We start from the raw sequence: 11,163 nt of genomic DNA on the forward strand, positions 1-11,163 counted from the left end.
TCGAAAGTTAGAGGGCCATTGCGTAACGCGCGATTTCCATGTCCTGCTCGGGAGTGCCGCCGGAGACGCCGATGCCACCGACGATCTTGCCGCCCACGACGAAGGGGAACCCGCCACCAAAGAGCACGACCTTCCCGGGCTCAGTGGAATCTATTGCGTAGAGGGGCTGGCCGGGCTGCGAGAGGCGGCCGAGCTCCTCCGTGGTCATCTTGCAGGAGAGCGCCGAATAGGCCTTGGCCTGGGCGACCTTGATGCTGATCAACAGCGAGTCGGGCATGCGCTGGAGCATCACGAGGTTGCCGCCCTCGTCGACGGCGGCGAACACGCACGGGACGCCGATCTTCTCGGCGTGGCTCTGGGCCCTCAGGGCCATGGCCCGTAGCGTGTCAAGCGTGAAAGGGTGCTCGCGCCCTCCCCCCTCGCCCGCGCCGTCACCGAGACGCTCCTTGACGGCGTCAACGATGCGGTCACACAGCTCGTCGCGCTGCGCCGCCACCTCCGCGTAGCGGGCGAGCCCGTACACGGCGTCGGAGAGACGGTTGAGGTACTTCTCGACCTGGGGCCTGATCTCGAGCGTCTGGCGCAGCTCGACGACCCTGCGCTCGGCGCGACGGACCACTGTGCGCGCAAACTGCAGCGCCGCGGAGGGTCCGTCGACCCCTGGGACCACGAAGGCATGCTGGGGGCCGATCTTGGCAACGCACTCGTCAGTGATCCGCTCGAGGTACTCGACGTCGGCGTCGGTGATCATGGAAAAGTCGATCTCGGAGCCCACGTTGTCCGGACGCTTGATGCCGGCGAGCTTCGCGAGGCCACGCTCATCGGCCGCGAGCTCGGAGCCCACGGAGAACAGACGGGTCTGGATGTGGTAGAGCACATCGGCAACGAATGCGTCGCGAGCCTGGGCGCGTGCGACGCCCAGGGCCGAGATGGCCTCGTCGACGGTACCGTACGCGTCGACGCGCGGGTCGGCCTTGCTTACGCGGGAGCCGCCCACGAGGGCCGTGGTGCCCTTGTCGCCGGTACGGGTGTAGATGTTGGGCATGCTAGCCCACCTCCACCGTGTCGACGATGCCGATGATGGCGGCGTCGATGGGGGTGCTGTCGGGCTTCTCGTCCTGGAACAGGTGACGGGCTGCGCTGCCGTCACACGTGATGACGACCTCGCCCTTACCGGCGCCGACGGCGTCGACGGCCACCTGCGTCTTGCCACAGCGCTGAAGATGCTCGTCGAGTGGCTCGACGATGAGGAGCTTGAAACCGATGAGCTGGGGGCACTTGCTCGTGGAGACGACGGTGCCAACTACACGGCCGAGGTTCATGCCCTCGCCTCTCTCTCGTTCTTGACGATGGTGATGAATCGACGCGCGGCGACGTCTCGGGCCAGGGAGGTCACGAGGGCGTCGGGCGCGACGAGGAGCGTCGAGTGCTCGGGCAGGGCCGAGAGCGCCTGGGCGCCCACGACATGGCCGGCAAACTCGGTCTGGCGAGGCGAAGGGGCCTCGGTCGCGCAGGACTGCGCTGCAGGGCCGCAGAGGGCCTCGCCGGCAAAGTCCTGACTCAGCAGCGCGGCGAGCCTGCGGGCGCGGACGCGCTCGACCTTGGCCGCGAGGCCCTCAGACGTCGTGAGGTTCACGCCGTACGAGCGCAGGACCTCCATGTTCTCGCGCATGCGCGCCGCCATGGAAGCGGGAAACGAGAAGCCGAGATTGACACGATCGGCGTTGTCGGGGCAGCACCCGTTGATGCTGGCCACCACGTCGCGTCCAAGGCCGATTCCCTCGACGATAGCCGCCTGCGCGGCCGAGTCGGTCATGCAGCCGGCCACGTGTGCGCAGGAGTTCGCCGTGAGCGCGGGGACGATGATCATGCCCGCATCGCGGGCCATGGACTCCGCGCTCTTCGAGCCAGACCGCTCGATGACAAGGTCGGCCGGCTTGAGCGCCTCGTCGATGGCGTCGACGTCGAGCACGCGCGCGGCGGGCTCGGACATGAGCACCGTATAGGAGAGACCCAGGCGCTCGCGCAGCTGCGCGAGCTGCTCGGTGGCGGTGGCATATCCGATCTTCGCCCCCGTGTAGACCACGAGTGCCTGATCCTGCTGCGCCTTGATGCTCGCGACCACGCGCGCCGCAACCTCGCGGACGACCTGCTCGAGCGCCTCGGCGCACATGCCTTGGATATCCATCACGCCTCCTCTCTCGCTTGTCTAGTGACGATTCGAGTGATGCTGAAAAACGCTTGGTCGCTTCTACTAGGCGCCACAACCGTAGGCAATGCCCAGCGGCGTGACGAGCAGGGGCGCATAGGGCTTCACGACGCGCAGCCCCAGGTACTTCTCGAAGGTGGCTGCGAACTCGGAGAAGCTGCACGCACCGCCCACGACGTAGACTGTGTCGACGGTCGGGTCGGTGCTCAGGAACTGCTTGACGATCGCAGCCATCTTCTCGACGGTGAAGCGGACGGCGGGGTACACGAGACGCTCCTGCGCGGGGTCACGCTTCATGACCTCAGCCTCCTCGGTGGAGATGCCCATGGCTCCGGAGAGCACGAGGGTCATGTGCCCACCGCCAGTGGGCTCGTCGGCCGTGAAGGTCACCTTGCCGTCGTGGAGGATGGAGATGCCCGTCGTGCCGCCGCCCACGTCGACCACGGCGCCTTCCTTGATGCCGAGCACCAGAGACGCGGCCGTTGGCTCGTCGAGCACGCCGGCGAGGCGAAAGCCCGCACCCTCCACCACGTTGCCCAGGGCCTTGACGCTGCCCGCGGCGACTCCGGGGGGAATGGCGCACGCACCGGCATCGAGCTCGACGCCAAGCGCCTGCTCGAGCTGGTCCTTGAGGCGCGTGACGACGCGGATAGCGCCGATGTAGTCAACCACCACGCCGTCACGCACCACCTTGGAGGGAAACGACGCACCGGCGACGGGCTTGTTGTCCGCGTCGACGACGGCAAGCACGATGTTTGCCGTACCGAGGTCGACACCGCACCTGAGTGGGCCCTCGAAGGAGTTGGTAGCGCCCGTGTCTACCAGGCGCTCGAACTCCTTCAGTACCGTATTGGCACTCGCAAGCTCATCAGCCAAGCTGCCTCCCTACGCCTTCTCTCCAGACTTCAGAAGCTCGACGAAGTCGCCGGTCTTCAGTCCGAACGCATTGCCCTCGTCCGTGTCGATGTGCATCTCCAGCGTGTACTTGGGGTTGGAGCGCACCACCACGTTGTCCATGATGCCACCGCGCGGACCAGGGACCTTCACGCGGACGTTCTCGCCGTTCGTAACGCCAAAGCGCTTCGCGTCGTCATCGTGCATGTGGATGTGACGCAGTGCAACGATGACGCCGTCCTTGATCTCGATCTCGCCCTTAGGGCCCGAGATCTTGCAGCCCGGGGTTCCCTCGTGGTGACCACTCTCGCGCACAGGCGGGTTGATGCCAATCGTGCGGGCGTCGGTGGCAGAGATCTCAACCTGGGTCTTAGCGCGAAGCGGGCCCAGGATGCGCAGGCGCTTGAGAGAGCCGCGCGGGCCCGTCACCGTGACAGTCTCGGCGGAGGCGTACTGGCCCGGCTGGCCGAGCAGCTTCATAGGATGAAGCTCGCTGCCAGCCCCGAACAGCGCATCCATCGTGGGACGGTCAAGGTGAACGTGGTGGTTCGAGACGCCAATCTTGATCTGACGGTCAGGATCGAGCTCAACCTCGCCCCCGAGCTTCTCGACGACGAGCTTCGTGACGACCTTCACGAGCTCGTTCCTGTCAACACCTTGAAGATTCATATGCTGTCTCCCTCAGAACGTTTCCCTAGAGGGTCTTCGGAAGAATCTTCTCGACGTCGGTGTGCGGGCGCGGGATGACGTGCTGAGAAACGACCTCACCAACCTGCTCGGCGGCGGCAGAACCGGCGTCGACGGCAGCCTTAACGGCGCCCACGTCACCACGGACCATGACGGTCACAAGGCCGCTGCCGATCTTCTCGTAGCCAGTCAGCGAGACGTTGGCCGACTTGGTCATGGCATCGGCGGCCTCGATGGCGCCAACAAGACCCTTGGTCTCAATCATGCCGAGAGCTTCGTTCATGTCAGTTCCTCCTTGCCGTGTGGGCGAGCATGCGCGCCCACCGTTGGTTACTTATGGTTGGGACCCTTGCCGCGAGAGGAATGAGTCCCTCGCTTGGGAGTGATTGTGGGCACAAGCCCGCTCTTGGCGTCGCTCGGCTTTGCGGCCTCAGGCTTGGGCTCGGCCGGCTTGGCGGGCGCCGCATTCGCAAAGCTCGTGGCATCCGTCGCCTTCGCCGTCGGCGCTGGCGTGGGAGCCGACGCCTTGGCCTCAGGCTTGGCGGCCGGTGCGGGACCTGGCGTCTTGGAGACGCTGGGGCTCGGCTTGACCACAGGCTTGTGCGCCTCAGTTGCCTTGACCCTCACGGAAGCCTCGGGGGCGCCGGTGGCGCCCGGCTTGGCGGGTGCCGCCTTCTTGCGCGTGGCCTTGGGCTTTGCGGGGGCCTTCTTGGCCGAGGCGGGCTTGGGAGCCTCCCCGCTCGCAGCCTTGGCCTGTGGCCTGGTATCGGGCTCGACCTTCGCCGGAGCAACGTACGAAGCGCTCAGAGGCGAGTTGCCCTTCACGTCGGCACGGGCGCCGGGCATAGAGCCAAGCGTGCGCTTGTTGATGACGAGCGCCTCGAGCGACTCAGATGGACGGGCAATGACCTGCGTGGAGACGACACGCCCCACGCGAGAGGCAGACGCCGCTGCGGCGGAGACGGCAGCCTTCACGGCACCCACGTCACCGAGGATCTTGATCGTGGTCCAGCCGCCGCCCATCGTGAGCTCATAGCCCACGAGCGTGACATTGGCCGCCTTCACGGCAGTATCGGCGGCCTCAACGCCAGCCGCGAGCCCCTCGGTCTCGATGAGGCCCAGACTCTGCTTCAACATCGCTACACCTCCCTCGAACAACTTGGCGGGACACTACATCTTGAATGGAAGTCGCTTGATCAGCCGCGCGGCATTCGTTCCGATAGTTCGAACCTGCTCGGAACCGGGCTGCGCAGGAGCCTGAAACAAGGGAGCATCAGTAGTTAGCTTAGTGAAGCGAAGGGCGACATTTTTGTCGTCCACCCCTACTCCTACCTCCAATCTCGACTCCACAGAAGCGAGACGCGCAAGCTCGTTGGCGTCACCCGAGTCATGAGTACTCACGTGCCAGGGAATGCCCTCCTCCTCCATGCCCAGGAAGACCTCCCTGAGCACGTCGGGCGAGGCGCTGGGCGTGCGCATGACGCAGATGTCGGGCTTGGCTGCAACGGCGATGGCCATGTCATACGCCTCCGCCCGCGGTCATGGAAAGCACGAGGCCCGTGGCAACCGCGTTGCAGGGCCCCTCGGTGCCACGGATGTTGCCGCGGCCGGCCACGATCTTGTAGTGCGAGAGCGCGTCGGTGATCATCGTCGGCACCTCGAAGTCGAGCGAGGAGCCGCCCACCATGACGACGAAGCCGATATCGCGCGGGTCTCCGGTGGGGCTCACGCGCCTGAGGGCGCGCAGCGCGTCGGTCACGAAGACCTTGCGCTTGGCCTCTCGGCGGATGGTGCGGATGCGCTCCATGTTGAGATCGGAGTTGACGGCCTGCGGGCCGTCGGGCTTGAGAACGACGACGCGCGCGAAGATCGAAGGGTCGAGTGGGTCGGTGAAGAACTCAACCGTGCCGTTCTCGTGACGGATGTGGAACATGCTCTCGACCTTGGCAAGCGGGTACTTCTTGATGTCCTCGGCCTCCTCGAAGCTCTCGAGGCCCATCTCGGACTGGATCAGCATCGTGACCATGTTGCCCGCGCCCGCGAGGTGGATGAAGTGGATCTTCCCCTCAGCATTGATGATCGATGCGTCCGTGGAGCCGGCACCCATGTCGAGGATGGCGATGGGTTTCGTGGTACCCGGCGTGGTGAGTGCGCCGCGGATGGCCATGTCGGCCTCGACGCCGCCCACGTGGACGGGAACGCTGACCTGCCTGGCGAAGTCGTCGGCGATCGACTGCATCGCGAGGCGGTCGGCCTGCACCATAGCAGCCACGCCCACGGCGTTCTCCTGGGAGAACTCGTTAGCAAGGCCGCCCTTGACCTTCTGAGGCGTAAACGTGTCGACCGCGAGCAGGTCTTGGATCTTGATGTCGCGCGGGTGCTTCTTGGTGAGGTTGCTCATGACGAGGCGCACGTTCTCGAGCATGCCGCCCGCGTTGGTACCGGCCTCGCCGCGCACGTCCACCACCTCGCCGACGTTGCCCTCGGCGGCCATGATCTTGTCGGCGCCGGCGTCGACGTCAACCATCTCGACGTGGCCGTTGGCACCCTCGAACTCAATCTGGCCCGCCGGGATACGGCGCTCCTTGACGTCGCCGGTGGGCGTCTTGATGACGACGGCCGAGCGGTTGCCGATGAGGGCGCGCGCGATGGGAACCACCTGCTTGACATCCTCGGAGCCGAGGCCAAACACGGTGGCGATGCCAAAGGGGTTGGACAGCGTCTGCACGACGTCGCCCACGCCCGCCACCTCCACCGCGGCTCGCATGCCCAGGGGCACCTTCTCGATGAGCATGACCTCGTCGACGATGGGAATCTTGTGCTCGAGGCGGTTGTTGATGAGCACGCCGTCGTCACGCTTGACGATGCCCGCGGTGATCGAGATGCCGTTGCGGGCAGCCTCGTTGATGAGGCGCGAAGCCTCCTCGAAGCCCACGACAGGCGGGACCACGACGATATAGTCCTTGTCGTGCTCCGCGCGGCACAGCGCCTGGATGTCAATCGTCTCGCCCACTCCCACGCCCTCGCCGCCAGGCGTCGAGGGGTTGTGGCCAATCATCGTGGACTCGGTGATGATCGTCTCGGTCACGGTCTCCATGGCAACGTCGCCGATGACCGGGGCCGCCTCGTTGAGCAGAATCTCCTCGACGTCGGTGACCTCGAGGTTGGCCTGCTTGACGGCCACGGAAAGCGAGTGGAAGATGCCATTGATGTTCTGGAGGGTACCCTTGATGCCCGTGGTGGCAACACGGGAGCTCGACAGGAAAACCACCCCGCCCGCATCGTCGATGCGGGCAAGGGCAGTCTCAGTCGTGGCATTACCTATGTCAATACCAGCAACTAGTTTCATCGCGAATCTCCTGGCAACCGCCTAGGCCTTCTTGAGGCGGTCGCGCTTCTCGTAGATGGCAGCGGCGTCACGCACGAGCTTGGCGCACACGGGCGCGTTGTACTGCTTCTCGAGCTCGTCGGCCATGTCGAGCAGCTCCTGCTTGGTGGAGCGGTACGGACGCAGCGCGTTGTACATCTCGAGGAGACGATCGTCGGGGACAGCGATGAGCTCGCCGGCTCGGCGCATGTTGCCGGCAAAGGCATCGCGGCGCACGCTCTCGGCGACCTCGGCCTGCAGCTCCAGGGTCTCGGGGGTAATCGCGAGGTCCTTGTAGTTGAGCTTGCCAGAGATGACGTCCTCGTACTTCATGTCGGACAGGCGAACGCCCGTCGGCGACTTGAGCCTGTCGGCGATATGCTCGCCGAGCGGGTAGTCGGCCTTGGTGACTCGCTCGGAGACAGGTACCTCGTGGGCGGTCGCCACGGGCTTGGGGGCAGACACGCCGTCCTTGCCCATCGCAGCCAGAACCTGCGCCACGACGTCCTTCATCAGAGCTTCCTGATCCATGGTTCCTCCTCCCTAGTCAAACTTGACGTCAACGGCCTGCGGGCCACGGTTGCGGTCGGTGTGCTCGGTCTCCTTGATATGGAGCAGGGCCGAGACGGCCTGGAAGCGCGGACGCGCCATCTGGTCGTTCTTCATGGGCACCGGCGTGGGTGACTGGCCCTTGGCATACATGGCCGCGTTCTTGCCAATCTGGCGGTAGGTGTCCAGGTCGATGAGCGGGCACTGCGGGAACAGCTCGAGGTTGTTCAGAGGCGGCAGATCCTTCTGGTGGATGACCGTGGTGCCCTTGGACTGGATGCCGATGCCGATGCCACTGCCGGAGTACTCGGCGGCGTCATGGGCGACGAAGGAGACGTCGGAGGTGCGGTAGACGCGGATGACGCGCCACTTGCAGCCCTCCTCCTCGATGCCTGCGAGGACCTCGCGAAGAATGTCGGTGTGCGGCACGTGCACGATGTTCTCGTGCTGGTACTTGCCGAAGGCCGCAGCGATGCCGACGACGACCTCGTTGGGATCGGTGCCCTTGACGGCCTCGCCGACCTCGGTGAGCACCATGCCCTTCTGGCGACCCTCAGTGGCCGAGGCAGAGCCAACGACCTGGGCGAATCCGCCCTTCTTGGTCGTGGTGACCTCCTGGGCGTCAGCGGATGTGGCAACCGTCACGCCCTGAGGGGTCGCGTTCAGATTCTTGACGACCTGCTCCACGATGGAGCGAAGCGTAGCCTCATCGATGTTCATTGCGCCACCCCCTTCTAAATCGTCTCGGGATCAACGGCCCACGGAAGGTCCTTGATCTCGTTCCAACGCTCTTCGGTCATCTGGTAGCCGGTCATGGGACCCTGGTAGGTGTTGGGCTTGTTCACGGCCGACTGGACCTCCCAGTCGCTCGTGACGATGGCCGCGGTGTGCAGGTAGTCACCGGAGACGCGCTGCTTCATCATGTTGAAGATGGCGTGGGCGACGTCCTTAAAACCGGCCTTGTCGAGGGCACGGATGATGTCGACGCCGTTGGTGCCGCGGTTCATCATTTCCTCGACGGCCTTAAGGTCCTCGTTGACGTTGCGCTCGGGCATGTCCTTGGAGCCGTCGGCGTAGGTCGCAGCCTCGACCTCCTCGTCGGTGATGGGCGGAAGGCCAAGCTCGCGGAAGAGGCCCTGGAGGGCACGGGCGGCGTAGTTGCGCGCCTTGACGACCTCCTCCTCCCTCGCCGGACGCAGACCGGCGTCGACGCGCATGTCGCGCTGGATGACGCACCAGTCGTCGAAGTCGTGGGCATCCCAGTTGGAGCCGGCGAACATGTTGTCGTAGTTGGGCTCGCCGGCGTAACCCGAGCAGATGTAGTCAGTGCCGGGGAGGAACTGCGGCATGGTACGCACGGAGCGACGTAGGTCGGAGTGCGTGAAGGACTGGTCGTTCGAGGTCGTCGACTCGAGGTCGAGCATCATCGAGAGGAGGTTCTCGGAGGCGACGACGCGCAGGCCGCCGGGGACGGCAGCGGGGACGCCGATGCAGGACACGGAGCCGTTCTGGGTGCCCTGGACACCGGCACCCTTGGTGATGGCGAGGCAGCGGGCCTCAAGGTAGAGCATGGACTTGCCCTCGGCGAAGCCCATCTGAACCTCAGAGCCGGTGCCGGAGGTGAAGCGCATCTTCATGCCGCGGGAGGCGTAGCAGCTGGCGAGGAAGGCCTTCGAGTAGGGCGTGTCGTCGCCGTCCATGAAGACGTTCTCGGTGCCGTAGACGGAGATGGTCTCGGCGTAGGTGGTGAAGCCGCGCATGCCCATCTGGAGCTCGGTGGCCTCCTCGAGCGAGCACTGCGTCAGCGTGCCCGGGCGGGTCGCCTGCGTGCCGATGAGGATGGCGATGGCGTTGAACGGCGCGTATCGGGTGACGGCGACCGTCGTCTCCTGCTCGGCGAAGCCACGGACCGCGTTCTCGGCCGCGTCAGCGGCGAGCTGCACGGGGTTGTCGCGCAGGTTGGTGGTGTGGCACTGGTTCGCCGGATAGGCACGGGCGCGCATCTTCTGCACGGCCATCATGATCTCGACGATGTTGAGCTGGTTGCAGATCTCGGTCAGCTTGGCCGGAGTGCAGCTCAGCGTGTAGTCGAGGACCTCGTCACGGCTCACGTTGATGTCGACCATCATGCGGGCAATGTCGAGCGACGGCGTGGCCATGGCCTTCTCGGCGTTGTCGAGACGAATGGCGGTGTCGGCGATGAACTGGTCGAGCATGTCGAACTCGTCGCGCGTCTTGCCGTCCATCTCGGTGACGACGCCGTTCTCGATCTTGATGCTCGGCGTGGGGTCGTTGGGGCTCTCGGTGGCCACGAAGCCAACCTCGGGCCACTCGGTGACGAAGCCATCCTTGTGGATGGGACGCTCTGCGAGGGCCTCAAAGCGCTTGGACTTAGGCATTGGTCAAGACTCCCTCTCGCCTAGATGATGTACGGAGTCGTGGTGCTCTCGAGCGGCTCGGAGGGCTCCATGGCGCCGAGCACCTGCCTGCCGACCTCGCGGGCCGCGACGATGGCCTGCTTGACGGCGCCCGAGTCGCCGGAGAAGGCCGTGATGACCTCGTTGGAGAAGCTCGTGCCGTGGGCCGGGCTGGACACGGAGATCACGTCGACCGTGGCGGCCTTGACGGCGGTGTCGCCGAGCAGCACGCCGATGGCCGCCGGGGCGCCCACCGTGATGCCGAAGGCCTTGCCCTCCGGGGCGCCGAAGGCCTTGGCCAGGGCGTGGGAGGCGCGGGCGGTGTACTGGAACTCGAGGTGGCCGGCGGGGTTGCCGTAGACGTCGCCGAAGGTGCGCTCGAGGTCGGCCAGCGTCACCTCGACGGCGCGGCGGGCGTCGGAGACGTCCTCGGCGCCGAAGACGATGAGCGAGCCGTGGCCGGCGCCGCCCTCGGTGTCGCGGGGAAGCTCGATCTTGAGCACCTCGACGTTGGTGGCCTTGACGGCCTCGTCGGCGGCGAAGATCTGCGGGCCGGCGCCGGTGCGGTCGCCGACGATGCCGATCGAGCGGTACTTCGGGTCGAGGCCGAACTTCTCGTGGACCTGGCGGTCGACGTTGGCGATCACGAGGCCGACGGTGTGGCCGATCGCGGTGCCGACGAACTCGGTGAGGTTGCAGGCGCCGGCCGGCTTGGGGGCGTCCTTGGCCACGGTGGAGCTGCTGGCGGTGTTGGGGGCGGCGGTGCCGGAGCCCATCTTCTTAAGAATGTCGTCTACGAGCTGGTTGATGTTGGTGTCGCTCACGGCGACCTCCCTTCGCGTCTAGCGAGCGCATGCGCCCGTGTGCGGTGTGGCCTACGCCTCGGCGGCGGCGGTGTGGGGCAGGATCTTCTCGACGTCGGTATGCGGGCGCGGGATGACGTGGACGGACACGACGGTGCCCACCTTCTCGGCAGCCGCGGCGCCGGCGTCGACGGAGGCCTTGACGGCGCCCACGTCGCCGCGGACCATGACGGTCAC

Annotated in this window: 13 protein-coding genes and 1 pseudogene; all 14 read right to left on the reverse strand. The window is 65.9% G+C overall.

Annotated elements, in window-relative coordinates; translation table 11 throughout:
* Window positions 1-7 precede the first annotated feature (7 nt).
* Window positions 8-1,045, reverse strand: a complete 1,038-nt coding sequence (locus EFAMC1_RS01985) for a cob(I)yrinic acid a,c-diamide adenosyltransferase (protein ID WP_154052668.1) — start codon at window positions 1,043-1,045, stop codon at window positions 8-10.
* 1 nt (window position 1,046) lies between these two features.
* Entirely contained in the window at window positions 1,047-1,322 is a 276-nt protein-coding gene (locus EFAMC1_RS01990) for a EutN/CcmL family microcompartment protein (RefSeq protein WP_154026554.1), read from the reverse strand.
* The gene (locus EFAMC1_RS01995) at window positions 1,319-2,188 is read right to left on the reverse strand and encodes a hypothetical protein (protein ID WP_154052669.1); all 870 of its coding nucleotides are present in this window, start codon (window positions 2,186-2,188) and stop codon (window positions 1,319-1,321) included. Before EFAMC1_RS01995 ends, EFAMC1_RS01990 begins: the two co-directional genes overlap by 4 nt.
* A gap of 66 nt (window positions 2,189-2,254) precedes the next feature.
* Window positions 2,255-3,085 (reverse strand): ethanolamine utilization protein EutJ, encoded by an 831-nt coding sequence (eutJ, locus tag EFAMC1_RS02000; protein ID WP_154052670.1) that lies wholly within the window; start codon window positions 3,083-3,085, stop codon window positions 2,255-2,257.
* Between the two features lie 9 nt (window positions 3,086-3,094).
* A complete protein-coding gene (pduL, locus tag EFAMC1_RS02005; protein WP_154052671.1) occupies window positions 3,095-3,772 on the reverse strand; it encodes a phosphate propanoyltransferase in 678 nt (225 codons plus the stop codon).
* Window positions 3,773-3,797: 25 nt separating this feature from the next.
* A complete protein-coding gene (pduA, locus tag EFAMC1_RS02010) occupies window positions 3,798-4,073 on the reverse strand; it encodes a propanediol utilization microcompartment protein PduA (RefSeq protein ID WP_154026546.1) in 276 nt (91 codons plus the stop codon).
* Window positions 4,074-4,648: 575 nt separating this feature from the next.
* Window positions 4,649-4,927 (reverse strand): annotated as a pseudogene (locus EFAMC1_RS11390) (BMC domain-containing protein); the annotation flags it as partial.
* Between the two features lie 33 nt (window positions 4,928-4,960).
* Window positions 4,961-5,308, reverse strand: a complete 348-nt coding sequence (locus EFAMC1_RS02020; protein ID WP_154052672.1) for a glycerol dehydratase reactivase beta/small subunit family protein — start codon at window positions 5,306-5,308, stop codon at window positions 4,961-4,963.
* 1 nt (window position 5,309) lies between these two features.
* Window positions 5,310-7,139 (reverse strand): diol dehydratase reactivase subunit alpha, encoded by a 1,830-nt coding sequence (locus EFAMC1_RS02025; RefSeq protein WP_154052673.1) that lies wholly within the window; start codon window positions 7,137-7,139, stop codon window positions 5,310-5,312.
* 21 nt (window positions 7,140-7,160) lie between these two features.
* Complete coding sequence (locus tag EFAMC1_RS02030) at window positions 7,161-7,688, reverse strand: diol dehydratase small subunit (RefSeq protein WP_154052674.1); 528 nt, start codon at window positions 7,686-7,688, stop codon at window positions 7,161-7,163.
* 12 nt (window positions 7,689-7,700) lie between these two features.
* On the reverse strand, window positions 7,701-8,426 hold the full coding sequence (locus EFAMC1_RS02035; protein ID WP_154052675.1) for a propanediol/glycerol family dehydratase medium subunit: 726 nt from the start codon (window positions 8,424-8,426) through the stop codon (window positions 7,701-7,703).
* A 14-nt stretch (window positions 8,427-8,440) separates the two neighbouring features.
* On the reverse strand, window positions 8,441-10,105 hold the full coding sequence (locus EFAMC1_RS02040; protein ID WP_154052676.1) for a propanediol/glycerol family dehydratase large subunit: 1,665 nt from the start codon (window positions 10,103-10,105) through the stop codon (window positions 8,441-8,443).
* A 20-nt stretch (window positions 10,106-10,125) separates the two neighbouring features.
* A complete protein-coding gene (gene pduB / locus EFAMC1_RS02045; RefSeq protein WP_154052677.1) occupies window positions 10,126-10,947 on the reverse strand; it encodes a propanediol utilization microcompartment protein PduB in 822 nt (273 codons plus the stop codon).
* Window positions 10,948-10,998: 51 nt separating this feature from the next.
* On the reverse strand, window positions 10,999-11,163 hold a 165-nt coding region (locus EFAMC1_RS02050), incomplete at its 5' end, for a BMC domain-containing protein (protein ID WP_154052678.1).

It is taken from the genome of Olsenella uli (genome assembly GCF_901212675.1).
Classification (GTDB): domain Bacteria; phylum Actinomycetota; class Coriobacteriia; order Coriobacteriales; family Atopobiaceae; genus Parolsenella; species Parolsenella uli_B.